This is a genomic window from Fontivita pretiosa, assembly GCF_050410795.1.
GTDB lineage: Bacteria > Planctomycetota > Phycisphaerae > Tepidisphaerales > Tepidisphaeraceae > Fontivita > Fontivita pretiosa.
This window is the reverse complement of the sequence record NZ_CP191258.1, coordinates 3,611,908-3,635,882: the sequence shown is the minus strand read 5'-3', so window position 1 is coordinate 3,635,882 and position 23,975 is coordinate 3,611,908. Positions and strand designations below refer to the sequence as shown.

18 protein-coding genes are annotated in these 23,975 nt (G+C 64.0%); 10 read left to right on the top strand and 8 right to left on the bottom strand.

Translation table 11 applies throughout. The annotated features are described in order from the left end of the window. Positions 1–84: 84 nt before the first annotated feature. Together ACQS5P_RS14705 and ACQS5P_RS14700 are read right to left on the bottom strand one after the other, a co-directional pair. Positions 85–2,772, bottom strand: a complete 2,688-nt coding sequence (locus tag ACQS5P_RS14705) for a hypothetical protein (RefSeq protein WP_428937372.1) — start codon at positions 2,770–2,772, stop codon at positions 85–87. 25 nt (positions 2,773–2,797) lie between these two features. Then, on the bottom strand, positions 2,798–4,483 hold the full coding sequence (locus ACQS5P_RS14700; protein ID WP_428937371.1) for a DUF5060 domain-containing protein: 1,686 nt from the start codon (positions 4,481–4,483) through the stop codon (positions 2,798–2,800). Positions 4,484–4,893: 410 nt separating this feature from the next. On the opposite strand from ACQS5P_RS14700, the gene ACQS5P_RS14695 reads away from it, so the two are divergent. Next, positions 4,894–5,751 carry a DUF1559 domain-containing protein gene (locus ACQS5P_RS14695; protein ID WP_428937370.1) on the top strand — a complete coding sequence of 286 codons (858 nt, stop codon included), beginning with the start codon at positions 4,894–4,896 and terminating at the stop codon, positions 5,749–5,751. A gap of 14 nt (positions 5,752–5,765) precedes the next feature. On the opposite strand, the gene ACQS5P_RS14690 is transcribed toward ACQS5P_RS14695, so the two are convergent. Next, a complete protein-coding gene (locus ACQS5P_RS14690) occupies positions 5,766–8,690 on the bottom strand; it encodes a glycoside hydrolase family 2 TIM barrel-domain containing protein (protein WP_428937369.1) in 2,925 nt (974 codons plus the stop codon). A gap of 193 nt (positions 8,691–8,883) precedes the next feature. Here ACQS5P_RS14690 and ACQS5P_RS14685 point away from each other — a divergent pair, with 193 nt between their 5' ends. The 3 genes from ACQS5P_RS14685 to ACQS5P_RS14675 all read left to right on the top strand — a co-directional run bounded on the left by ACQS5P_RS14685 (position 8,884) and on the right by ACQS5P_RS14675 (position 11,280). Further along, a complete protein-coding gene (locus ACQS5P_RS14685) occupies positions 8,884–10,158 on the top strand; it encodes an MFS transporter (RefSeq protein WP_428941029.1) in 1,275 nt (424 codons plus the stop codon). Positions 10,159–10,227: 69 nt separating this feature from the next. Next, positions 10,228–10,899: an RraA family protein gene (locus ACQS5P_RS14680; RefSeq protein WP_428937368.1), complete on the top strand. Its 672-nt coding sequence runs from the start codon at positions 10,228–10,230 to the stop codon at positions 10,897–10,899. A 48-nt stretch (positions 10,900–10,947) separates the two neighbouring features. Next, the gene (locus ACQS5P_RS14675; RefSeq protein WP_428937367.1) at positions 10,948–11,280 is read left to right on the top strand and encodes a UxaA family hydrolase; all 333 of its coding nucleotides are present in this window, start codon (positions 10,948–10,950) and stop codon (positions 11,278–11,280) included. Between the two features lie 17 nt (positions 11,281–11,297). Here the strand turns inward: ACQS5P_RS14675 and ACQS5P_RS14670 are convergent, their stop codons facing one another. Both ACQS5P_RS14670 and ACQS5P_RS14665 read right to left on the bottom strand, forming a co-directional pair. Continuing rightward, a complete protein-coding gene (locus ACQS5P_RS14670) occupies positions 11,298–12,152 on the bottom strand; it encodes an SDH family Clp fold serine proteinase (protein ID WP_428937366.1) in 855 nt (284 codons plus the stop codon). 68 nt (positions 12,153–12,220) lie between these two features. Continuing rightward, positions 12,221–12,934: a rhomboid family intramembrane serine protease gene (locus ACQS5P_RS14665; protein WP_428937365.1), complete on the bottom strand. Its 714-nt coding sequence runs from the start codon at positions 12,932–12,934 to the stop codon at positions 12,221–12,223. A gap of 155 nt (positions 12,935–13,089) precedes the next feature. Here ACQS5P_RS14665 and ACQS5P_RS14660 point away from each other — a divergent pair, with 155 nt between their 5' ends. The 3 genes from ACQS5P_RS14660 to ACQS5P_RS14650 all read left to right on the top strand — a co-directional run bounded on the left by ACQS5P_RS14660 (position 13,090) and on the right by ACQS5P_RS14650 (position 18,171). Continuing rightward, positions 13,090–14,292 carry an aldo/keto reductase gene (locus ACQS5P_RS14660; RefSeq protein WP_428941028.1) on the top strand — a complete coding sequence of 401 codons (1,203 nt, stop codon included), beginning with the start codon at positions 13,090–13,092 and terminating at the stop codon, positions 14,290–14,292. Positions 14,293–14,370: 78 nt separating this feature from the next. After that, the gene (locus ACQS5P_RS14655; RefSeq protein ID WP_428937364.1) at positions 14,371–16,641 is read left to right on the top strand and encodes a tetratricopeptide repeat protein; all 2,271 of its coding nucleotides are present in this window, start codon (positions 14,371–14,373) and stop codon (positions 16,639–16,641) included. Positions 16,642–16,749: 108 nt separating this feature from the next. Continuing rightward, a complete protein-coding gene (locus tag ACQS5P_RS14650; RefSeq protein WP_428937363.1) occupies positions 16,750–18,171 on the top strand; it encodes a class II fumarate hydratase in 1,422 nt (473 codons plus the stop codon). A gap of 47 nt (positions 18,172–18,218) precedes the next feature. Here the strand turns inward: ACQS5P_RS14650 and ACQS5P_RS14645 are convergent, their stop codons facing one another. Together ACQS5P_RS14645 and xylA are read right to left on the bottom strand one after the other, a co-directional pair. Next, on the bottom strand, positions 18,219–19,103 hold the full coding sequence (locus ACQS5P_RS14645; RefSeq protein WP_428937362.1) for a hypothetical protein: 885 nt from the start codon (positions 19,101–19,103) through the stop codon (positions 18,219–18,221). 70 nt (positions 19,104–19,173) lie between these two features. After that, positions 19,174–20,349, bottom strand: coding sequence for a xylose isomerase (gene xylA / locus ACQS5P_RS14640; protein WP_428937361.1), 1,176 nt, complete (start codon positions 20,347–20,349; stop codon positions 19,174–19,176). A gap of 178 nt (positions 20,350–20,527) precedes the next feature. Between xylA and ACQS5P_RS14635 the strand changes: the two genes are divergently transcribed. The 3 genes from ACQS5P_RS14635 to ACQS5P_RS14625 all read left to right on the top strand — a co-directional run bounded on the left by ACQS5P_RS14635 (position 20,528) and on the right by ACQS5P_RS14625 (position 23,091). Next, positions 20,528–21,619: a 3-isopropylmalate dehydrogenase gene (locus tag ACQS5P_RS14635; protein ID WP_428937360.1), complete on the top strand. Its 1,092-nt coding sequence runs from the start codon at positions 20,528–20,530 to the stop codon at positions 21,617–21,619. Positions 21,620–21,686: 67 nt separating this feature from the next. Then, positions 21,687–22,520: a succinate dehydrogenase iron-sulfur subunit gene (gene sdhB / locus ACQS5P_RS14630; protein ID WP_428937359.1), complete on the top strand. Its 834-nt coding sequence runs from the start codon at positions 21,687–21,689 to the stop codon at positions 22,518–22,520. 49 nt (positions 22,521–22,569) lie between these two features. After that, positions 22,570–23,091, top strand: coding sequence for a ferritin (locus tag ACQS5P_RS14625; protein ID WP_428937358.1), 522 nt, complete (start codon positions 22,570–22,572; stop codon positions 23,089–23,091). Between the two features lie 46 nt (positions 23,092–23,137). Here the strand turns inward: ACQS5P_RS14625 and ACQS5P_RS14620 are convergent, their stop codons facing one another. Then, positions 23,138–23,944: an ABC transporter ATP-binding protein gene (locus tag ACQS5P_RS14620; protein WP_428937357.1), complete on the bottom strand. Its 807-nt coding sequence runs from the start codon at positions 23,942–23,944 to the stop codon at positions 23,138–23,140. Between the last annotated feature and the right edge of the window lie 31 nt (positions 23,945–23,975).

Sequence of the window (23,975 nt, the reverse complement as noted above, 5' to 3'; positions counted from 1 at the left end):
AGGGAAAAAGAGGCAGAAGGAGAAGTTGGTGCTTTCTTCGTCCTCTGGTGTCTTGGTGGCTGAGCTGCGCGTCTGGGCGTTCATTCATCTTCCGCCGGGGCGTTTGGCGTCGCGGCGGGGGATCTGCACCGATTGCGGCACGACGCCCAGGACCACGAAGCTGCCGCTGCCGCGAACCTCCAGCTTCTGCCGCCCGCGGTCGAACTTCAGGGCGTGAACGTTCAACGACGGACACTCCTCGATGCTGGCGGCGTTGAGGATCAGCGGCTCGACCCCGCCCCGCTCCGCCGCCAGCGCGTCGGTCTCGAGGTTGGGCACCTGAAGCCAGATCGGACGCGTGTCGTTGAAGTAGCCGATCAGCACCTGCACCGGCTCATCGACCTCGAATTCCACCGGCGTGTAGCGACCATTTTTCGCCTCCTCGTGCGAGAAGCGAATGCCGCTGAGCCCGACCAGCTCCGGCGCGATCGATTCGATCCTGTAGCGGCGATCGGTGAAGGGCGTGGCGCCGACCTTTACCTCGTACGCCTCGGCGTTGGGACTGAGCACCTTCACCCTGGCCGCGGGCAGCGGCTTGATGTTCGCTTCCTCCGCCGAGCCGCTGGTTCCCTTGCGCAGGTTCTGGACCTGTTGCTGGAATTCGGCAAGTTCGGCCTCGTAGATCGGAAGAAGCTGGGTCCAGTGGTAGTTGGCGGGCTTGCCGTCTGCGCCGCCGGGGACCGGGATCCGCCGCTGGCTGGTCTGCATCGAGTTGGCGAAGCGATAGGAGTTTTCGGTGAGCCTGGTGAGCTGGCGGAAGTGGTCCAGGCTTTCGGCCAGGTACGTCGCCGCCTTTTCCATGTCCGCGATATCGTGGCTGTAGTTGTATCGCAGCACGTGAATGGCGGCATTGGCCTTGGCGGCGTAGTTCTGCGACATGGCGCGGATGCAGTGGATGTCGTTTCGCAGCCGCTCAAACTCCTGCTGGTTCTTCGTGACGTACGGCGCCGCCGCCTCGATCGCCTCCACCGCGCGCTTCGAGTAATCAAGCACTTCGGCGATGATCGAGACCGGCGTTTCGCCCTCGTGCGGAAGCTGCTTCCATTCGCGCTCGACGTACTCGCCCAGCCGCTCGCCCGGCGGAGATTGCGACTCCCACAGCTCCTCAAACTGGTTGTACTTCTGCGGGTTGACGAGCTGATCCAGCTTCATCCCCAGCGACATGGTCTGGCGGTTGCCTTCGGTGATCCCGAATCGACGCAGAATCCGCGGCGCGCACTCACCCGAATCGTTGTAGGCATCCAGGATCTTTTCGCCGGCCTCTTTCGTGCCGTACATCCCGGCCAGGCGATCGATCCAGTAGGCGCGATCCACGCTCTGATCGATGTCCGGGTTCCACGCATAGCGCGCCCACGCCTCGAACCAGATCCAGTCGCGCTCAATCTGCTTCAGTGGCGGATCGACCTTGTCGGGTGAGTCCGGCCAGTTCCAGTACGACAGCGGGTACAGGTGCACGCCCTTGGCGCCCAGGCGGTCGCGTCCGGCCTGCACGCATTTCTGGATGAACCGCTGCGCTCCGTAACGGAACGGTTCAAGGTTGGCCAGGATGTGCACGTTGATCAGGTGCGTCGAGCCGAGCCGGCTCATCGCCAGGTGGACCTGCTGCCGCCGGCCGCGCGGCTCCCAGGTCGTCAGCGACTCGCCGTTGAACTTCGCCTCCGTGTACAGGTTCCTGTAGACCTTCAGCGCGTCGGGCATGATTTGCCTCAGGTCCGTCGCGTGCGTGCGGACCAGCACCGGAGGCTCCTGCGTAATCCCCGATGCTTTCATTCCATCCTGAATCCCCGCCAGCACCACATCGATCAGCCAGCTCTTCTGGTTCTCGATTCCCTGAAGCGCCTCGCCCAGGCACGGCATCAGGCTCACGTTTGGATAGGTCTTGACGAACTCTGCGACGGCCTTGCGCATGTAGTCGGTGGCGACGGGGTGCGGGGCCTTGAGCTGCGTATCCAGCCCATGCTTCTCCGCCAGCGGCTTGGGCAGGATGATGCTGTAGAACATCTGCACCAGCCAGATTCCACGCCGATCGCACTCCTGGGCCAGCCAGCGCATCATCTGCTGGTTCTGCGCGAAGGTCGCATCGTCCACTTCCTGGGCATACTCATATCCCGGCACCTTCACCAGCGACGCGAACGGCTGACCGTTCCACAGATACAGCGAGTTCATCCGGTTGCCGACAAGGAAATCCAGGTATTCGGTCCAGTATGCCTTGTCGTAGAAGAACGGGAATAACTCGGGGGTGTACGGATACTCGTAAACCTTTCGCCCGGGCAGGATGAAGGTCTTCTGCATCCCGATGCATGGCCCGCGCAGCTTGAACGCCGGGGCGTCGGTGAAGTCAATCTGCTCGGGAAGCCTGCCTTGCTTTCGAACGCGATCAGCCAGCTCCAGGCAGCCGTAGAGCGCGCCCGAATCCCCGCCGCCGGTGATGACGATCACATCTTTGTCCGTCGAGCTGATGCTGAAGCCTTCGGGATTCTGCTGCGGATCACGTGCGACGTGCACTTCGATGCGTCGATCCACGCCGACGGCTTCGTTGGCACGGACCAGGCGCGACTCGATCCCGGCCTGCTCCAGCGTGCGGACCAGCCGTTCGGCGCCGAAGACCACGCGAGGCGCCGCGTCCGGGTTGATCATCACCGACACCGGCCCGGCCAACGCCACAGACGCCGCGATCGCACTCAGCGTCATGGCCCCGACGACGAGTAACACCAACCTCACCAGCGTTGCCATGCGCAAGGCTCCTGTTGAACAAGACTCAGGCGTTCATTTCCTCGGCCAGCTCCGAGATCTTTTCCGGCGAGCGTGAATCCGGCGACTGGCCGACACGGATGATCCGCAGCGCGATGTACGGTTTTCCCGGCAGCTTCACCGTCGGCCTGCCCGCGGCGTGGTAGCGATAGCGCCCATCGGCGACGATCCTGAACTCGCCAGGCACCGGCGTGATCGTCATCTCCCAGGTATCGATGATCTCCACCCGGAATCGCATGCCCTCCACCAGCCCCGCCTTGGGAAGCTCGAACAGCCATTCGCCGGGCTGCTCGCGACCGAAGTAAATCAGGTAATACTCCCCGGCCTTGCCGGCGGTGCGCACGTCGTACCACTTGTCGATCGGATCGATGCCGCTGGAGGGGGATTCCTCCAGGATTCTTCGCAAAAAGGCCAGCCGCGGGGGGCTTTGGCCGCGAAGCGTCCCGCCCTTGGACCACCACAGCACCTCCTCGTCGTTGAGGTAGGTCTCCCCGTGCCCGACGTACGTCCCGCCGATCGTCCCCTGCCAGAACGCATGCACCATCTGTTCGGGGCTCAGATCGCCCCAGCGCTGCGGAATGTTCCCTTCGTACTCCACTTCGTCGAACACGATCGGCTTGTAGTACACGTCGCGGTACAGCACCGCGCGGCCGAAGTCGTCCACCGCCGATCCGTTCTGAATGCTCGCGTGCGTGACCCAGGGCTTGTTGTGGTCGTAGATCCGCTTGCCGTTGTGGATCGAGCGCAGATGCCCGTACGGATCGTTCTCCTGCACGATCCGGAAAAAGCGGTCCCAGTCCGCGTCCGTCTTGGTCTTCATGAAGTCGAACTCGTTGGCCATCGACCACCAGACATTGCGGAACGCCGCCAGACGCGCCACCACGTACTTGAGATAGCGGTCGTCGCTGGCCGGATCCATCCGGTCGAAGCCCCAATGCCCACCGTCGTAGGGGTGAAACAGGATCAGGTCCGCCTCGATGTTCATGTCGCGCAACTGTCGCACCCGCAGCTCCAGGTGCTGCCAGAACGCCGGATTGAAGCGGGTGAAGTCCCACTGGTTCGGCGGGGTGCCCTCGAAGGGGTAAAGCTCCGGCTCGTTCTGGTTGAAGGCGTAGCGCTTGGGGAAAATGCACATCCGGATCTTGTTGAACGGCCCGGACTTCAGCGTCGCCAGCGTCTGGGTTTCCAGCTTCTCGCCCTGATGAACCCAGGCGTAGCAGGTCGTGCCCACCTGTTTGTAGGCCGTGCCGTCGGCGTAGCGGAAGTGAAACGTTTCGTGCACCTGCACCGGCCCGTGATTGTTGGCCGAGGGCCTGGTGCACAGCAGGCCCCCGCTGCGACCGTCCAGCGCCCTGCGGTTGGAGCGTGTCAGGTAGCTCCAGTGTCCCTGCTCGGTGGGCATGAAGCGCACACGGTAGATTCCCCCACCGTCGTAGAAGCCGTGGACGCGGATACTGCGACCGCTGGGCTCGTGCGTGAACCGCGCTGTCAACTCCACGTCCACAAACGGATTGCCTTCGCTGGGACCATGCAACTCGATCTCGAAGATGTCCCACTGCTCCACAGCATTGGCCGTGCCCGCCGAGCCCGCGACGCCCGAGGCGCCGGCGGCGGCGGTTGCTCCAGATCCCATCACGGCGCTGGTCGCGGTGGCAGATGTCGCTGCACTGGCGGCGGTTGCTGAGCGGTTCATTCCCGTTCATCCTGTTAAAGAATACCAACGAGCTGGCTGGGTATGGGCAGCCCCACCCCCTGCCACTCGTTTCAAAAATCGCAGGAAGTGTTATACAAACCGATCATAGCCGACGCTACGAACCCTCCCGGCGCAGCCGCACGCCGCGACGCCACTGCCCATGCGACGCACGCTGGCCCGCTGTCCGGTAGAACCCCGCGATTTCCTCAGAAAACCGGGCGGTTTGACCCTCGTCAATCCCCGTGCCCCGGCGTCGTGCCTATCGCTTCCGACGACGCTGATTCGTAAAACTATTACGCAAAATCACAAGACCCGTTCACGCAATCGCCCCGTAGTATCGCTTCAGTTGTCGTCGAACGACGGCTCAACCCACGATCCGCCGCAGCGCGGGCCAGAAGGAGGAATCGACCGTGTATCGCAGACTCGACCCGAATCGACCGCTCATCCCCCGGCACGCCCGCGGGTTCACACTTGTTGAGCTGCTGGTCGTCATCGGCATCATCGCCGTGCTGATCGGCATCCTGCTGCCGGCCCTGAACAAGGCACGCGAAAGCGCCCGGCAGGTCAAGTGCCTGTCCAACATGAAGCAGCTCGCCAACGCGATCGTTCAGTACTCGATTGACAACAAGGGCGTGATGCCCGCGCAGGCAGGTGGCAATCCCGTTCTGCACATCCCCGGCAATCTCGCGTCGGGAACCTGGGACTGGATCGCCTGGCGACGCGTCAAGGACCCCGTCACCGGCGCGCCCATGCCCGATCCGCTGGACCTGAAGATCACCGACTCGGCCATCGCCAGGTACCTGGGCCGGGATGTGGACGCGCTGGAGGCGATCTTCCGCTGTCCCTCGGATGATCTGCTTCGACGGCCAAGCTGGGACCCGTCGCGCGGCGCCTACCGATACAGCTACAGCGCCAACCGATGGTCCATGAGCAAGGGTAACGGCAACGCCCGCAAGCTCAGCAAGACGAAGAACACCTCCGAGCGGATCCTGCTGGTCTGCGAAGACGAGGCCACGATCAACGACGGGCTGTTCAACCCCAACTATTACAACTTCGTCAACAAGATCGTCGCCGGCGGGAAGATGCCCGATGCCGTCGCGTCGCGACATCAGGTGAAGGTCTCGAAGAAGACGGGATTTGAAGCCGGCTTTGGCAACGTGGCCTTCTGCGATGGTCACGCGGAGTTCATGAGCCGGGCCGATGCCCTGCGGCGGAAGTACACCGGCAACGAAGATTTCAACGACGACGGCACGCCGGTGCAGCGGTAATCGAGTTCAACGGATCAGCCGGTCGTGGGCGCTTCGTCGTTGGGAACGATCTCCACGGCCCGGCTGAGTCCTGCCGCGGCCGGCGCGTGCCAGGGGCCTATTAACACGGACAGGGTGACGGCTGCCGCCGGCGCTTGCGTCGGCGGCAGTTTTGTCTCCAGCGGCGCCGGCTCGGCGGCGGGCTTGCTCGCCACCTTCACACCATCCAGCCAGACCTCGGCAGCGCCAATGACCTCTCGAAAGACAATCCGCCCGCCGCTCGATTGCACGATCTTCGGCAGCGTGAGCGTCGCCCGGTAGACGGCATAGCCCCGCGCCGTCTTCCATGCCTGCTGCGGCCCCTGCGCCGGGTCGATCCGCTCCCAGGTGTTCATGTCCTGCCCCGCTGCGTCGATCGATACGTCAGGACGATCGCCACTGATCGGACTCATCCGCCAGTTGGTCACGAAGTATCTCGGCTTTGCCACGGGCACCGCTGGGGCAAGTTCAGCCGAAACCGTCGGCAGTTCCAGCGTCGCCGACCTGAGCGCAGCGGACGTGGCGTGCAATCTCACCCTGCCCGGCCGCGCATCCAACTGCACGATCACCTGCGCCAGCCCGCGGAACAGATTTCGCTCGCGGCCCTTGTCGCTCTGGTGGCAGGTGGGATCGCCATTGCCTACGCCGATGATCCGCCCAGGACCTTCGATACTGAGCTCGACGCGGTCCTCGGCGGTGGGCACGCGCCGCCCCTGCGCGTCGATGGCGAAGACCGTGATCGGCAGCGCCAGCTCCCCGTCGGCGGGCAACGTCGCCCGCGCCGCCGACGGATGGACTTCCAGCCCCAGCGCCACCGCAGGGCCGGTCGTCTCGATGGTCTGTTCCGCCGCGCGCTGCTCGCCAAGATACGCGATGGCCTTCAGCGTTCCCGGCTCGTAGGGCACCTGCCACTGGACCATGTCGATCGGGTCCACCGGCTTGCGTCCCAGCGACCGCCCGTTGAGCCACAGCTCCACCGAATCGCAATTCGTATACGCCGCCACGCGAATCGCCTGGCCCTCGTGCCCCGGCCAGTTCCAGTGCGGCAGGAGATGAACGAAGGCCGCGACACCGCGGTCAGGGCCGATCGCCGATCCGCCCGCGTCCTGATTCTGTCCCCTGTTCTGTGCCAACTGCCCTCGCGTGAACCACGCCTTATGCAGCCAGAACGAGTCCTTCTCAAAACCACACGTATCGAGGATTCCCCAATGTGTGCTGACGCAAGGCCAGCCGTGCGGCGTCGGCTCGCCGCGGTAATCAAATCCCGTCCAGGCGAAAAGCCCCGCGATGAATCGCCGCGACGACACCTCCCGCCACGTGTCGCGCGCCGTGGCGCCCCACGGCGCCTTCTCGGCGTCGTAGGAGCTGAACACGTATCGGGTCGGGTCGGTCTGGTACGTGCCGCGGGTGGACAACGCACTGTGCGTCTCGGAGGCGACCAGCGGCTTGTCCGGATACTTCTCGTGGAGCTTGTCGTATGTCCCGAGCTGATAGTTGATCCCTATCAGCTCGATGACACTGGCGATGCACTCGTCGTTGAAAAGCCCGCCGCTCACCGCCGCCGTCACCGGCCGCGAAGGGTCCAGCCGTTTGACCTCGTGCTGCATGGCCGCCGCGATCCGCGCCGCCACCGCCGTGCCCTGTATCGCTTCCTCGTTGCAGATCGACCAGAGGATCACGCTGGGGTGGTTGCGATCGCGCCGAACCATCGTGCGCAACTGCTCAAGCACCTCTGGCGAGGAGCCGAAGTTGCGATTCTCGTCCATCACCAGCATCCCCAGCCGATCACAGGCGTCCAGAAGCTGCGGCGTCGGCGGGTTGTGCGCGCAGCGATAGGCATTGCTGCCCATCTCGCGCAGCCGGCGGATGCGAAACTCGTTGATCGAATCCGGCACCGCCACTCCAACGCCCGCATGATCCTGATGGTTGCACGTGCCCATCAGCTTCACCGGCCGGTCGTTCAGGAAAAAGCCCTGCTTCGGATCAAAGCGGATCGAGCGATACCCGAACGTCGTGACGCAGTCATCGACAACCCGCCCGCCGATGCGAACCTCCGTGCGAACCTGATACAGGCTGGGCGAATCGATGTCCCAAAGCTCTGGCCGGGTGATGGGGATCGCCTGCTGCACGGTCGCTTCCGCGCGGGCCAGCACCATCAGGTTGCTCTGTGCCTCGCCAACCTGTCTGCCTTTCGGATCGAGCAATCGCGAGAACAGCTCGATCGGCACATCGCTGTCGGATCGGTTCTGGACTGTCGTCTCGATCCGCGTGCGCCACTTCACGTTCGACAGCTTTTCCGGGCAGACGAACACGCCATACTCCGCCACGTGCACCGGCGAGGTCTTGATCAGCCACACGTGCCGGTAGATGCCCGCCCCTTCGTACCACCAGCCTTCCATGTAGGTTGCGTCCACGCGCACGGCGATCGCGTTGAGCTGATCCGGCCCGAAATGGGCCACGTCGCTGATGTCGATGGTGAATGGCGTGTATCCGCACCAGTTGCGGTGCAGCAGATGGCCATTGACCCAGACCGTGCAATGCGTCGCCACCCCGTCGAAACGGATGGCGATGTACTTGCCGCGGTCGGATTCCTCAAGTTGAAAGTGCCGACGGTACCATCCCACCCCCCGTGGCAGAAAACCCTGATTGATATGGTTTTCGGGGCTGAAGGTTCCTTCGACCGACCAGTCGTGCGGCAGATCCAGCACGCGCCAGTCCGAATCGTCGAAGCTCCCCCGCGCCGCCCCGCGCGCCCAGCCGGCCTTGTTGTTCATGTACGCCGCAATGTGCGTGTTCGGCAACGGCGAAAGTACGTCTCCCAGGTGAAACCGCCAGCCATGATCGAGTCGCAGAACCTCGCGGACGTTGGTTGAGTTCGTGTCACGGCCGTCTGCGCCGTGCCGGGTACGATTGGAATTCATAGTCGCTGACATCATACTCTGCCCAGGCCTCGCCGCGCCAAACACGGGCGGGACGCCTGTGACACGCTCAACCGCCCGATGCAATCCAGTGCTGATGATTCATCCGGGCAGAACGTGTACGCTTGCGGGCCTTATCCGGAGATTCGACCACGTGAACGATCAAACATCGCAACCACAGACACAACCGCTCCCGCTGCAATACGGCGCGGAGCTGAAATCCAGATGGGGCTTCCGCTGGTGGATCTGCGGGCTGCTCTTCCTGGCCGCCACCGTCAACTACATCGACCGCCAGGTCATCGGCGTGCTCAAGCCCACGCTCCAGCACGAGCTGGGCTGGAGCGAGATCGACTACGGCAACATCGTGTTCTGGTTCCAGGTTGCCTACGCGGCCGGTTACCTGTTCGCGGGACGACTGATGGACGTTGTGGGCGTGCGGCTCGGGTACGCGCTGGCGGTGACGCTCTGGAGCGCCGCCGCCGTCGCGCATGCGTTCGTCCGCAGTGTCGGCGGCTTCAGCGCGGCGCGGTTCGCGCTGGGCCTTGCCGAGGGCGGCAACTTCCCCGCCGCCGTCAAGACCGTCTCCGAATGGTTCCCCAAAAAGGAGCGCGCCTTCGCCACCGGACTGTTCAACAGCGGCACCAACATCGGCGCCATCATCACCCCCCTGGTTGTGCCGTGGATCACGCTTCACTACGGCTGGCAGGCCGCATTCATCGTCACCGGTTCGCTGGGAATCTTCTGGCTGATCCTGTGGCTGCCGCTGTACCGGCATCCCGACCGCCACCGGCTGGTCTCCCGCGCGGAACTGGACTACATCCGCAGCGACCCGCCCGATCCGGTCGTCAAGATCCCCTGGCTGAAGCTGCTGGCGTATCGCCCCACCTGGGCGTTTATCGTGGGTTTCGTCCTCAGCGGGCCGATCTGGTGGTTCTATCTCTACTGGGTCCCGGGATTTCTCTACAAGCAGCACGGGCTGAACCTCACGACGATGGGCCCGCCCCTGGTGGCGATCTACCTCATCTCCGACGCGGGCAGCATCGCTGGCGGATGGCTCAGCTCAACCCTGATCAAGCGCGGGTTCAGCGTCAACGTGGCGCGCAAGACGGCGATGCTGGTCTGCGCCCTGTGCGTCGTGCCGGTCTTCCTCGCCGCCTGGACCTCCAGCCTCTGGACCGCCACGCTGGTGATCGCGCTTGCCGCCGCCGCCCATCAGGGTTGGTCGGCCAATCTCTACACCCTGGTCTCCGACACCATGCCCCGCCATGCGGTCAGCTCGGTGGTCGGCATCGGCGGCATGGCCGGCTCGGTCGCGGGCATGTTCTTCGCCCTGCTGGTCGGGCACATCCTCCAGTGGACCGGGAACTACCTGATCCTCTTCGGCATCGCCTCCGCAGCCTACCTGCTGGCCCTGCTGATCATCCACCTGCTGGTGCCGAGACTGCAAGCGGCAGAGCAACAGCCCAATTAGCCTTGTCTACGCTCCGTCTGAAAACCGATGCCGTTGAAGGATGTGCCGCGTATCCGCACAATGTCCGCCATGGCCAAACTGGAATGGTCCGACGACGCACAGCTTTTCGATCTGGTCCGCCGGGAGCTTTACACGCCGGTGGTTGGCGACATCCTTGACGATCTGGGGTTCATGCACCAGTTTCTTCCCCCCGCGATTCAACCGATGCGCGAGGAGATGAAGCTCGTCGGGCGCGCCATGCCCGTGCTCATGATCGACGTGTTTGGCAAACAGAAGCAGCCTTTCGGAAAACTGACCGAGGCGCTGGATCAGCTTCAGCCCGGCGAGGTGTACCTGGCCAGCGGAGGCCAGATGCGCTGCGCCTACTGGGGCGAGATCCTGACGGCGACGGCGAAGAAACGCGGCGCGGTCGGCGCCGTCATCAACGGCTACCACCGCGACACGCCGAAGGTGCTCGAGCAGAGCTGGCCGGTCTTCAGCCGCGGACGCTTCGCGCAGGACTCCAGCGTCCGCACACAGGTGGTGGACTATCGCTGTCCGATCGAAGTCGGCGGCGTGTGGATCGAACCGGGAGATCTGGTCTTCGCCGACCTGGATGGTGTGCTGATCGTGCCGCGAAAGGTCGAACAGCAAGTCATCGAGCGCGCCCTGACCAAGGCCCGCGGCGAGAAGACCGTCCGCAAAGCCATCGAGGCCGGCATGAGCAGCACCGAAGCGTTCCGGAAATATGGCATCCTTTGAACAGCCACACACAACACAGGCGATACGCCCTTTGCCCGGCCCATCAACATGAACAGTCCAAGGTGCTTCAAGATCAACTCAGCCGATAACGTCGCGACCATGCTGGATGACGCCGAAGGCGGCGCCGTCAGCGTGCTGGGCGATGCCAGCCAGCACAGCATCGAGCTTCGCGAGCCGGTCAAGCTCGGGCACAAGGTGGCGCTGCGCGACATTCCCTGTGGCCAGGCGGTGGTCAAGTTCGGCGTGGCGATCGGGCGCGCTTCCCGTGACATCCGCGCCGGCGAATGGGTCCACCTGCACAACCTCGCCAGCAACTTCGACCAGCGCAGCCAGACGCTCGACCTGCACACCGGCGCCGCCACCGATACCCGGTATGAATGACCGCCAGATCGATCCGATCACCTTGGCCTGGCGGGCGGCGCGGGGTGCACATCCGGCTCTCTAGGTCCGTAGGGCACGGGAATATATTCCACCGACGGCCGGCGCTGACGCGTCTGCGGGAACAGGTTCATGAGCTGGTAGATTTCCGGTGGCATGTCGGTGGAGACCGGCAGGCCAAGTTCCTGCGCCTGATCCACGGTGATCGGATAATCGTGCGTCCAGGTGCCGCTGGAGAGCACTTCGGCCAGCCGCTCGGCATCCTCCAGGCTTCGCCGCTCGCTGACCAGATTCACCACCACGCTTCGCACCTGGCGCAGCGCCTTTTCCGCGATGTCCGCGAGAATGATCGTTTCATCATTGATCTCGGCGATGGGCTTCCGCTGGAGCACCTTGAGGATGGAAGCGGCCGGGCGATTGCCGAGCTGCGGATCGACCGGACCCAGCACGGCGTTGGGGTCCATGACGATCCGGTCCGCCGCCAGCGCGATCAGCGTCCCGCCGGACATCGCGTAGTGCGGCACGAAGACGGTGACGTCGGCCTTGTGACGCCGGATGGCGCAGGCGATCTGCTCGGCGGCCAGGACCAGCCCGCCGGGCGTGTGCAGAATGATGTCGATCGGCACATCCTCGTCGGTCATCTGGATGGCCCGCAGCACCGCCTCGGCATCTTCGATGTCGATGTAGCGCATGAGCGGAAAACCGAACAGGCTCATGGTTTCCTGACGATGGATCAGGGAGATCACGCGCGTGCCGCGTTTTTTCTCGATGCGTTCCAGCATCTTCAGCCGCGCCGCCTCCAGCATCTTCTGCCGCATGATTGGCTGAAGGAACCCGATGATGAAGAAGATCAACCAGAAGATCTCAGTTCCCATGATGGATTACCCCGCGCCGTAATTCGAGTTTGCCTGCGGCAAACCGGCGACCATGCCCTGCGATCGGTCTACCATGGATAGTACTCGTCGGCGAACGCCGGACGGCGCCGGCGAATCCGCGGCGCCGGCTTGAGGAACAGCGGCACCAGCACCGCGCCGGCGACAAATCCGCCGGCATGTGCCCACCAGGCCACGCCTCCCTGCGACTGCGACGTCGCCAACACCACCTCCGCCACGCCGTTGAACAGTTGCGAAAGGAACCACATGCCCAGATACACCACCGCCGGCAGCTCGATCAGCCATGGCATGAAGAAGACCGGCACCAGCGTGATGACCCGCGCGCCGGGATACAGCACCAGGTACGCCCCCAGCACTCCCGCGATCGCCCCGCTGGCCCCGACGCTGGGAATCTGCGACATCGGGTTGAAATAGATGTGCGTCAGCCCAGCCGCTATCCCACACAGCAGGTAAAACAGCAGGTACCGCACCGGCCCCATCCGGTCCTCCACGTTGTCCCCGAAGATGTACAACGCCAGCATGTTGCTGAACAGATGAAACCAGCCGGCGTGCAGGAACATCGACGTGATCAGCGTCACGTATTCGTCGTATCCGCCGACCTGGATCACCTCGATCGGCACGACGCCCAGGCGAAACACCAGCTTCTGCGCCTCCGCCGGCCCCAGCCGAACCTCCAGCAGGAACGCGACGACGTTCAGCGCGATCAGCAGCGTGTTGACGAAGGGAAACTCTCGGGCGTGGATCGTATCCTTCAATGGAATCATGTTCGTGTGCCGTTCCTGGCGCGGCGGATTGTACATCGTCCGATCCGTATTGTCCCGCGATCAGCCCGCCTGATACCACCGGCAGCGCGCCCGCATGCGGCACGGCCGTCGGCAATGCGTTGACGCATGGCCCGGATTGCCGCACCATGACCGGCATGATCTATCGTCGTTTCGGCCGGACCAACCTGTCGATGCCGGTCTTTTCCTGCGGTGGGATGCGGTATCAGTACAAGTGGCAGGACCTGCCGCTGAGCCAGGTGCCCCCGGAGAATCAGGCGAACCTCGAGGCCACGATCCGACGCGCCATCGACCTGGGCATCAATCACATCGAAACCGCCCGCGGATACGGATCATCCGAACGCCAACTGGGGCTGATCCTGCCCCGGCTGCCGCGGCAGAGTCTGATCGTCCAGACCAAGATCGCCCCCAGCGAGAATCCGGATGAGTTCACGCGCAACTTTGAAGATTCGCTCTCGCGGCTGGGGCTTGATTACGTCGATCTGCTGGCGATCCACGGCATCAACAACGCGCAGCTCGTCGAGCAGTCGCTTCGTCCGGGCGGCTGCCTGGCGGCCGCACGCAGGCTCCAGCGACGCGGGCTGGTGCGGCACGTCGGCTTCTCCACCCACGCGCCGCTGAACGACATCCTCACCTGCATCCGTCACGAAGCCGACGGCGGATTCGATTACGTCAATCTCCACTGGTACTACATCTTCCAGCGCAACTGGCCGGCGATCGAGGAGGCCACACGCCGCGACATGGGCGTGTTCATCATCAGCCCCTCGGACAAGGGCGGCAAGCTCTACGACCCGCCGGGCAAACTCGTCGAGCTGACACGCCCGCTGCATCCGATCGTGTTCAACGACCTGTTCTGCCTCAGCCGCCCGCAGGTCCACACGCTGAGCATCGGCGCCGCCCGCCCGACAGACTTTGACCTGCATCTTCAAGCGATGGAGCTGCTGCCGCGCGCCGATCAGATCCTTGAGCCGATCCTCCAGCGCCTGCGCGATGCCTACGACAACGCCGTCGAGCCGGACCTGCGGGATCCGTTCAACATGGATCTGCCGCCCTGGGAATCGACCCCCGGACAGATCAACCTGCCGATCATCCTGTGGCTGCGGAACCTGGTGGCGGCGTATGACATGACCGGCTACGCGAAGATGCGATATAACCTTCTGGGCAATGGCGGGCACTGGTTCCCCGGGCGAAACGCCGCGGAAATCGACGAGCCGGCGATGCGCCAGGCGCTGTCGCACCTGCCGCAGGCCGGGCGGATCGTCGCCATCCTCCGCGAGCTGCACGCGCTGATCGGCGGGGATGCGGTCAAGCGGATCAGCCAGTCAGAATCGCCAGAATAAAGCGGAGCTGATCAGCCGCGTGATTCGAGCATCTCAGGGCGAGTGTTGGCATGGGTTTCTGTTTGAGCTGCGCTGCCGATGAGTGAGTCACACACCGAGCAACTGACCAGCCGCGGCTCGCGAGCCTCAGGCAGGTTTGTCTGGCCGGTGCTGATCGTGCTGGCCGGCGCCGCGGCGTACAGCAACAGCCTCCGCGGCGCGTTCGTCCTGGACGACACGCGAAACATCCTGACCAACCCGGACATCACCAGCCTCTGGCCGACGAAGACAAGCCTGCTCGGGCCGCCGTGGACGACCCTCACCGGCCGGCCCGTCGCCATGTTCAGCATGGCCCTGAGCCATCGCCTCCATGGCGCCGACCCCTGGGGATACCACCTGTTCAATGTGGTGGTGCATCTGCTGGCGGGCGTGACCCTGTTCGGGGTTGTGCGGCGGACACTGCGCCTGCCGATCCTGCGCGACCGCTTCGCCGCCGCCCAGGATCTGCTCGCCGGCTTGATCGCCTTGCTTTGGGTCGTGCATCCGTTGACCACCTCGGCCGTCACGTACATCTCCCAGCGCGCCGAATCGCTGATGGGGCTGTTTTACCTGCTGACGCTGTATTGCTTCATCCGCGGCAGCTCGCCGGATCCGCCCCCCCGCCGAGGCGCCGCGTGGCTGGCGCTGGCGGTGCTCGCGTGTCTGCTGGGGCTGTTCAGCAAGGAACCGATGGCCTCGGCGCCGTTGCTGGTGCTGCTGTACGATCGCACGCTGCTTTCAGCTTCGTTCGCCGATGCCCTGCGCCGCCGACGCTGGTTCTACCTGGCCCTTTTCGCAACCTGGATTCCTCTGGCAGTGCTGCTGTGGTTCAAACCGCACGGGCCGGATGTCGCGTTCAATTTCCCCAACCTCACCGCGCTGGATTACCTCAAGACCCAGATGAAGGTCATCGTCCACTACCTGATCCTGTGCCTGCGGCCATGGCCGCTGATCCTGTATCACGGCTGGGCGAACATCGACGTGCCGGTGCTGCGCCGATTCGCCGAGTACGCGCCGTGGGCGGCGGTGGTGATCGTGCTGGGGGTGCTGACGCTGTGGGCGGTGGTCCGCAAAAGTCCCTCGGGACTGCCCGGAGCAATGTTCTTCATGGTGCTGGCGCCTTCGTCGAGCATCCTGGCCATGCCCACCGAGGTCATCGCCGAGTATCGCATGTATCTGCCGCTGATCGCCGTGCTGAGCGTTGGAGTGCTCGGCTTGTACCGACTGATCGCGCGACTCGCCGGCAGCCCGGAGGATGAACAAAGCGACACCTGGCCGCGACCGGCATCGGGAGCGGTGACTGTCCTGAGTCTCATCGCCGCGGTGGTGCTTGGCGTGATGACCTATCGCCGCAACCACGACTACCGAACGCCGCTGGCGCTGTGGCAGGACGCGGTCAGCAAGCAGCCGCACAGCAGCGTGGCCCTGAGGAACCTGGGTGTATACGAGCTTGGCGCCGGGATGCTGGACGATGCGGAGATGCATCTGCGTCGGTCGTTGGAACGGCATCCCAACTCCGGCATCAGCCGCACCAGCCTGGGCATGGTGCTGGAAAAGAAGGGGCGGCTAGCCGAAGCGGTCGAGCAGTACCGCCGGGCGTGGGAGGTGGCCGGGCAATTGCCGGCGGCGGCGTTGAACTACGCCCGCGGGCTGTGGATGCTGGGGCAGCGACCGCGGGCGATGCAGGTGCTGTCCGATGCCATCGGACGAATCCCGCGTGATGCGGAGCTTGAGGCGCTACTGGGCACGATGCTGGTGGCGGCCGGGCAGACCGCGCAGGGCCAGCAGCACCTTCAGCGATCGATGCAGCTTACGCCGCTTCGGGTCAATGCGCATCTGAACATCGCGCGATTCGCCAGAGATGTCGGGGCTTTGGAATTGCAGGTCGAGCACTTGAGCCAGGCGAGCAGGCTGCGGCCGCAGGATGCGACGATCGCCGCAGAACTGGCCCTGGCCCTGACACAACTGGGGCGTTATCCCCAGGCCGCGGCGCAGACCCGCGCCGCTTTGGCGCTGGCGCCGCAGAGCGTGGGGTTGCTGAACAACCTGGCGTGGATCCTGGCCACAGCGCCGCAGGACGCGACGCGCAACGGCGCCGAGGCGGTGCGGCTGGCGCAGCAGGCGGTGCAACTGTCCGATCATCAGGACCCCAATACGCTGGACACGCTGGCAGTCGCCTACGCCGAGGCCGGGCAGTTTGACCAGGCCATCGCAACCGCCGAGGCGGCTTTGCGGCTGATTCCCGATCCACAGCACCCCGCCGCCGAGCAGATTCGCCAGCGCATCGCCCTGTTCCGCTCCGGCCGGCCGTACCGCGAGACAGTCAGATGAATCCACCACGCGGGGCGGGGGCGAGTCTCGGACGATGCAGTGCCCAAACGTCGTAGCTGCTTCTCCCAACGAGGCGGTACAATCGACACTGCTGCCAAGGAGTATGCCATGTCGGAACGAATCGAACGTGACTCGATGGGCGAAATGCGCGTGCCGGCTGATGCGTATTACGGAGCGCAGACAGCACGGGCGGTGGAGAACTTCCCGATTTCAGACCTGCGGTTTCCCCGGCGTTTCATCGCCGCGATGGGCCTGATCAAGTGGGCCTGCGCCGAAGTCAGCCACAGGCTGGGTCTGCTGGACGCGCGTCGGCGCGAGTTGATCCAGCAGGCGGCGCAGGAGGTGATCGACGGCAAGCTCGATGCGCACTTTGTTGTGGACATTTTTCAGACCGGCAGCGGCACCTCGACGAACATGAACACCAACGAGGTGATCGCGTCGCGCGCCAACGAGATCGCCACGGGCAGGCGCGGCGGCAAGGAGCCGGTGCATCCCAACGATCACGTGAACATGCAGCAAAGCTCCAACGACGTGATCCCGACGGCGATGCACGTCAGTGCGGCGGTGGCGATGCGCGAGGCGCTGGTGCCGGCACTGGAGCATCTGGAGCAGACGCTGAGTCGCAAGGCCGCGGAGTTCGACGACGTGGTGAAGATCGGGCGAACCCACCTTCAGGACGCCACCCCCATTCGACTGGGACAGGAGATCAGCGGTTACGCGGCCCAGGCGAGACTGGGCGCGATGCGGGCACAAAAGGCGATCCGGGCGCTGCGCGAGCTGCCGCTGGGGGGAACCGCCGTCGGAACCGGCATCAACTCTCATCCCGATTTTGCCAGGCAGGCCATCGCGATCATCGCGAGCAAAACCGGCATCGAATTCGTCGAGGCGCAGAATCACTTCGAAGCGCAGGCGGCCAAGGACGCGATCGTCGAAGCCTCCGGGCAACTCAGGACGATCGCGATCTCGATGACGAAGATCGCCAACGACATCCGCTGGCTGGCCAGCGGCCCGCGGTGCGGGATCGGGGAGATCACGATTCCCGCGACACAGCCGGGCAGCTCGATCATGCCCGGGAAGGTCAATCCGGTCATGAGCGAGATGGTTTTGCAGGTGTGCGCGCAGGTGGTCGGCAATGACGCGACAATCGGGCTGTCCGGCAGCGCGCTGGGCAGCACGTTCGAGCTGAATGTGATGATGCCGGTGATGGCGTACAACCTGCTTCAGTCGATCGAGCTGCTCAGTCGCGCGGCGCGGGTGTTCGCCGACCGCTGCGTCGCCGGCATCCAGGCCAACCGCCAGCGCTGCGAATCGCTGGTCGAACAGAGCCTGGCGATGTGCACGAGTCTGGTGCCTCTGATCGGATACGACCAGGCCGCCGAGATCGCCAAAGAGAGCCTGGCCACGGGGCGAACGGTTCGCGAGGTGGCGCGTCAACGGAAGATTCTGGACGAGGCGACGCTGAACCGGGCGCTGGATCCGCGGCGGATGACCGAGCCACAGGCGGACTGGATCGGCAGCGGCGGTGGTTGAGCAATCCGCATGATCGGCCACCGGTCGCAGCTGCGCCGCCTGTGGGGTTACGGGCGTTGCGGCTGGGTTTGCGGCTGAGGCAAGCTGGCGCGCACCTGCTGGCCGACCTCCCGGGCCTGCTCCGCAGTGCCCACCGCATAGACCACGCCGGTGAGATCGGTCAGATCATGCGTGATGGCCGCCATCCGCCAGGCTGGCTCGTCGGGCGAAACCGGCTTGTATCGCGATCCCGTGGCCGTCTCGCGGGCCCGGATCGAACTGGCCGACCGCAGCGGCGTGCCATCGTCGTAGCAGGCGTCGTAATCGGTATGCCGCACCAGATGCAGCGGTGGGGCCAGCGTCATCTCGACTGGCTCGGGGGGTACAAAGTGGTACACGAACTGCCGCGCGCCCGATGGATGCGAAAAGCCGGGTCTGCGAATCCATCGGATCGGCACCGCCCCGCGATAGCCGGCCGGCACCACGATCGTCACCGTCGGCCAGGGCTGGCGATACAACTCCAGCTCGACCACATCCGGGGGAAGTTTCTGCTGCTGCTGGCGGCGAAGCTCCTGGCGAAGCTCAGGCAGCGTCAGAAGCGCCAGACGCGGAACATGAGGCAGGTAGCCTTCGGCGCTGGCCGAGATCCGCGCGGCCTGCCGCCATTTTCGCACGCGAAGTCTGGCAATGCCGTCGGCGTCGGTGAGGCTCTGGGTTTGTCGAGGCACAAACAGGTCAATCGCGTAGACGTGGGGATAATCTGCGGTGACGAGCGCGCCGCGGATCGGTTGCAGCGTTTCGGCGTCATAGACGCGCACCACCACGCGCTTGCTGGCGCAACCGCACGCCAGCCCCACCAGCCCGACCATCACCGCCATGACCGCTGCGCCCTGTCGCATGGACCATCCCGCTTCAGAAAGGTTATAGGCGGCGCCACGGGAGCTGCGGCTCATGTTGCAGAGTCCCGCAATCGGGGCGAATCCCGCCCGAGGAACGCGCAAGTGCTGGGCGCGCGGTACGCCGTTACCGCACGCCCATCAGGATTTCCATGGTGAGCTGATCCAGCCGCTCATACGGAAGCCGTGCCTTGGCAAGCTCGATGCGGTCGAGCCGCGCATCCAGCAGCTTGCGGGCGTTGCCGGCGCTGAACTTTCTGGTCAGCTTGCTCAGCGACTGGTCCTCGACGTTGATCTCGCGCAGGAGTGCCTGGATCTCCTTGTCGGCGTTCCAGCGGGCGGCCTTCTCCTTGAGGATCATGTAGGTCCGCATGCTGCCGCGGGCGAATTCCTTCACGTCTTCGTAATCGCTCTGCCGGTAGGCGTGCGAGTCGAAGTGCCGCGGGCCGTTGTATTTGTGGTCCTCCAGCAGCTTGACCAGGAAAAAGGCATGCTTGAGGTTGGCGCTGCCGAAGCGGAAGTCCTGGTCGTATCGCCCGAATTCCTGATCGTTCAGGTCGATGTGGAACAGCTTGCCCAGCTCGATCGCCTGCGCCACGTGGTGCACGAAATCCAGCCCCGCCATGTGCTCGTGTGCCACTTCGGGATTCACGCCGCACATTTCCGGGTGATCCAGTGTGGGGATCAGGGCCAGGTACGATCCGGTAACGGCAAAATAGATATGCCCGCGCGGCTCGTTGGGCTTGGCCTCGAAGGCGAACTTGTAGCCGAACTTCTGCTGGATGGAATACTCGCACAGGAAGTTGATCGCCTCGCGGAAGCGTTTGATGGCATCGACGGGATTCCTGACCGCGTCGGTCTCGACGCCCTCGCGTCCGCCCCAGAACACGTAGATTTTGGCCCCCATCTCGGCCCCCAGCTCCATGGCGCGCATGGTTTTCTGGATGGCATAGGCGCGGATGCGGGCGTTGTTGCTGGTGAACGCGCCGTCCTTGAACACCGGGTCGGCGAACAGGTTCGTCGTCGCCATCGACACGACCAGCCCGTTATCCTTCAGCGCCTTTTTGAAGTCTCGTTTGATTCGTTCTGCTTCGGCGGGCGTGGCGTCGATGGGAATCAGGTCGTTGTCATGGAAGTTCACACCGTATGCGCCTACTTCCCCGAGCATTTCGACGATCTGCACGGGCGTGAGCGTGGTGCGCGTCGGCAGACCGAACGGATCGCGTCCGGGGTTGCCAACCGTCCACAGGCCAAATGTGAACTTCATTTTCGGATCCGGCGCGTAGCTGTCGTTGCTGGGCATGGTGGTAGTTCCTGGATTGCGGTAGTTAACCAAGGCTCGGGAAGTCTGCACGAAAAGGAGGAATGAATCAAGAGATCGATCCATTTGGAGGCCCTTGCCCCGCGTCCGGCGAGCGATAGACTAGCCCGCCGGTTTATTCAACGGGGCTTTTTTCCACAGCACTGAAAGGCAATCAGACATGCGGATTGCGGTGATCGCGGGCGACGGCACGGGGCCGGAAGTGGTGGCCGAGGGACTCAAGGTCCTCAAAGCCGTCGCGAAAAAGGTTGGCTTTGAATACGAGTTGACTGAATTCAACGTCAGCGGGGAACGTTACCTTGCCGCTGGCGGTGACCCGAACAAGCCCACCATTCCGGTGATTCATGACGAGGAGATCGCGCAACTGCGGACTTACGACGCGATTTACCTGGGTGCTGTTGGGCATCCGAAAATCGCCCCGGGCATCCTGGAAAAAGGGCTGCTGCTGCGGCTGAGATTCGAGCTGGACCAGTACATCAATCTCCGCCCTGTGAAGCTTTACCCGGGCGTGGAAACGCCTCTGAAAGACAAGAGGCCCGAGGACATCGACTTTATCGTTGTGCGCGAGAACACCGAGGGGATCTACAGCGGCATGGGCGGCTTTCAGTACAAGGGCACGCCGGCCGAGGTCTCCACGCAGATCAACTGCACGACGCGATTCGGAGTCGAGCGGACAATCCGCTACGCCTTCGACCTGACCCGCCGGCGAAACAAGAAGAAGCAGCTTACCCTGGTGCACAAGACCAATGTGCTGACCTATGCCGGCGATACCTGGTGGCGAGCGTTCAACGAAATCGGCCAGAAGGAATACCCCGACATCAAGCGCGACTACAACCATGTGGACGCGGCGTGCATGTGGTTCGTCAAGAATCCCGAGTTCTACGACGTAATCGTGACGGACAACATTTTCGGGGACATCATCACGGACCTGGCGGCAGTGATACAGGGCGGGCTGGGTGTGGCGGCGGGAGGAAACATCAACCCCAGGGGCGTGAGCATGTACGAACCGATGGGCGGCAGCGCGCCTAAGTACACCGGGCAGAACGTGATCAACCCCATCGCCGCCATCGCCGCCATGGCCATGCTGCTGCGCGAAACCGGCGTGAACCGCAATGACCCCAAACTGGTGGAGGCGGGCACGCGCATCGAGGCCGGCATCATGAAAGTCACGCCGAAGATGAAGAGCCAGGCCGCCGGGAAAATGGGCTTTTCGACCACACAGGTAGGCGACATGGTAGCCGAAGCGTGCTGAAGGCGACCGTGGCGCGCTGTGGGGTGTGCTTGTCGATCATCGACCGCTGCTTTACGATTCTGTGACCATGAATCAGACAGCGACCGACTCTGCTGCGGTAAGCCCTGCCACCAGCGGGCGCGGCGCCGCCAGCGGGAACGGACAGCCGCCTCAGACCGTCACCATCCGCATACGCAGACAGGATGGTCCCGATAAACCGCATCGGTGGGAGGAGTTTGCCGTCCCCTGGCGGCCGAACATGAACGTGATCTCATGTCTTCAGTACATTGCGGCCAATCCGGTGACAACCGATGGTCGGCAGACAACTCCCCCGGTCTGGGACAGCGGTTGTCTGGAGGAGGTCTGCGGCGCCTGCACGATGATCATCAACGGCAAGGTGCGGCAGTCGTGCTCGGCACTGGTGGACAAGCTGGGCCGGCCCGGCGAGCCGATCACCCTTGAGCCGATGAGCAAGTTCCCGCTGGTGCGCGACCTGTGGGTCGATCGCAGCCGGCTGTTCGAGGATTTGAAGCGTGTCAAGGCGTGGGTGCCGATTGACGGCACATATCATCTGGGTGCCGGCCCCCCGATTCCACAGGCGCTTCAGGAGCAGCGCTATCCGCTCAGCCGCTGCATCAGTTGCGGATGCTGTCTGGAGGCCTGCCCACAGTACACGCCCGCCAACAGGTTTGTCGGCGCCGCGGTGATCAGCCAGGTCCGACTCTTCAACGATCATCCGATCGGCGCGGCATTGAAGGAGCAGCGGCTTGAAGCGCTGATGGGCGAGGGAGGTGTGGCCGACTGCGGCAAGGCGGGCAACTGCGTCGAGGTCTGTCCCAAGGACATTCCCCTGCTGGAGTCGATCGCCGCCGTTCAGCGGCAGGCCACCGTCTACGCGATCAAACGGTTTTTCTCCAAGTAGGATTTGAACGGGTCAGGTTCACAAGCAGCGACGCGCGGAGAACACATCCATGCCCGGAATAGCGATCAAACCAGCGGTGCTGACGGAACTGCAACGACAGTTGAACCACGAACTGGGCGCGGCGCATGCGTATGTGGCGCTGGCGGTCTGGTGCGTGGATAAGAATCTCAAGGGCTTCGGCCGCTACTTCTACAAGCAGGCACAGGAGGAGCGTGAACACGCGCAGAAGATCATGGACCACCTGCTGGATCGGGGGGTGATGCCCGAGCTATCGGCGTTGCCGGCGCCGAGGACCGAATTCGGCAGCATCCTGGATGTGGCTCGCCATGCGCAGTCGATGGAGCGCGCCAACACCGTCGGGATCAATCGCTGTTACGAAGCGGCACTGAAGGAGGGCGATTACCCCGCGCAGGTGATGCTGCACTGGTTCATCGCCGAGCAGCAGGAGGAAGAGGACTGGTGCGATGAGATGGTTGAGCGTGTGGAAGCCGCCAACTGCGCCGGGGGCATGAGCGATCTGGACCGGCACATCGAGCGATACCTCGAGGACGATGCCCATCCTGACGAATAAGGGGTCGGGAGTATTTTTCCCGGCCGCCGAAAAGACTCCCGACCCCTTATTTTAAGGGGTCGGGAGTCTTTTTGATCTCGGGTACGACGATTGGCGGCGAGCCGTCGCCGATCTCCAGGCGGCGCATGGGCACGCCGTAGATCCGGCCAAGAACCTGCGGATCCAGCACCTGATCGGGCAGCCCCTCTCGAACCAGCGCACCGTCGCTCAACAGCAGCATCCGATCCGCGAACGCCGCCGCAAGGTTCAGGTCATGTGACGCCATCAGCACGGCCAGGCTCTGCTGGTTGGCCAATCGCTTCAACAACAGCCCAAGGTCGATCTGGTGCCGCAGGTCCAGGAAGGTATTGGGCTCGTCCAGCAGCATGGCGGCGGGCTCCTGGACCAGACATCGCCCGACGAACACGCGCTGTCGCTGCCCGCCGGAAAGCCGGTCCATCCGCCGGTTCAGCAGGTCGGTCAATTCCAGCAAATCGGCGACGCGATCGACCACCTGTGCATCATGGGTCGTTTCGATTCCGAACGTCTGCCAGTACGGCGCCCGCCCCAGCCGAAGCACGTCGATGACGCGATGCTCCGGCTCGAAGGTTGGCGACTGCGGCAGATACGCAACACGCCGCGCCAGCTCGCGCCGACGCCACTGCCGCAGGTCGCGCCCGTCCCATCGAATTTCACCCTTTTCAGGACGCAGGTGCCCCAGCAGCAGCTTGATCAGGGTGCTTTTGCCGCTGCCATTGGGGCCGATCAGCGCCACGACCTGTCCGCCGCCAAGCGACACAGAGACGTCGCGGAGCACCGGTCGATCGGTGTAGGCGAAGGTGAGGTTGCGGGCATGCAACAGCTCGATGTTCATCACGTGTCCGCCGGGTGCTTCCGGAACATTT

Bases quoted from the DNA above. Each gene is read 5' to 3' on its own strand.
- ACQS5P_RS14645 (WP_428937362.1), bottom strand. From the start codon at position 19,103: ATGAGCCGCAGCTCCCGTGGCGCCGCCTATAACCTTTCTGAAGCGGGA.
- ACQS5P_RS14705 (WP_428937372.1), bottom strand. From the start codon at position 2,772: ATGGCAACGCTGGTGAGGTTGGTGTTACTCGTCGTCGGGGCCATGACG.
- ACQS5P_RS14650 (WP_428937363.1), top strand. From the start codon at position 16,750: ATGTCGGAACGAATCGAACGTGACTCGATGGGCGAAATGCGCGTGCCG.
- ACQS5P_RS14620 (WP_428937357.1), bottom strand. From the start codon at position 23,944: ATGAACATCGAGCTGTTGCATGCCCGCAACCTCACCTTCGCCTACACC.
- ACQS5P_RS14700 (WP_428937371.1), bottom strand. From the start codon at position 4,483: ATGAACCGCTCAGCAACCGCCGCCAGTGCAGCGACATCTGCCACCGCG.
- ACQS5P_RS14670 (WP_428937366.1), bottom strand. From the start codon at position 12,152: ATGGGAACTGAGATCTTCTGGTTGATCTTCTTCATCATCGGGTTCCTT.
- ACQS5P_RS14690 (WP_428937369.1), bottom strand. From the start codon at position 8,690: ATGAATTCCAATCGTACCCGGCACGGCGCAGACGGCCGTGACACGAAC.
- ACQS5P_RS14660 (WP_428941028.1), top strand. From the start codon at position 13,090: ATGATCTATCGTCGTTTCGGCCGGACCAACCTGTCGATGCCGGTCTTT.
- ACQS5P_RS14665 (WP_428937365.1), bottom strand. From the start codon at position 12,934: ATGATTCCATTGAAGGATACGATCCACGCCCGAGAGTTTCCCTTCGTC.
- ACQS5P_RS14675 (WP_428937367.1), top strand. From the start codon at position 10,948: ATGAACAGTCCAAGGTGCTTCAAGATCAACTCAGCCGATAACGTCGCG.
- ACQS5P_RS14625 (WP_428937358.1), top strand. From the start codon at position 22,570: ATGCCCGGAATAGCGATCAAACCAGCGGTGCTGACGGAACTGCAACGA.
- ACQS5P_RS14680 (WP_428937368.1), top strand. From the start codon at position 10,228: ATGGCCAAACTGGAATGGTCCGACGACGCACAGCTTTTCGATCTGGTC.
- xylA (WP_428937361.1), bottom strand. From the start codon at position 20,349: ATGCCCAGCAACGACAGCTACGCGCCGGATCCGAAAATGAAGTTCACA.
- sdhB (WP_428937359.1), top strand. From the start codon at position 21,687: ATGAATCAGACAGCGACCGACTCTGCTGCGGTAAGCCCTGCCACCAGC.
- ACQS5P_RS14655 (WP_428937364.1), top strand. From the start codon at position 14,371: ATGAGTGAGTCACACACCGAGCAACTGACCAGCCGCGGCTCGCGAGCC.
- ACQS5P_RS14635 (WP_428937360.1), top strand. From the start codon at position 20,528: ATGCGGATTGCGGTGATCGCGGGCGACGGCACGGGGCCGGAAGTGGTG.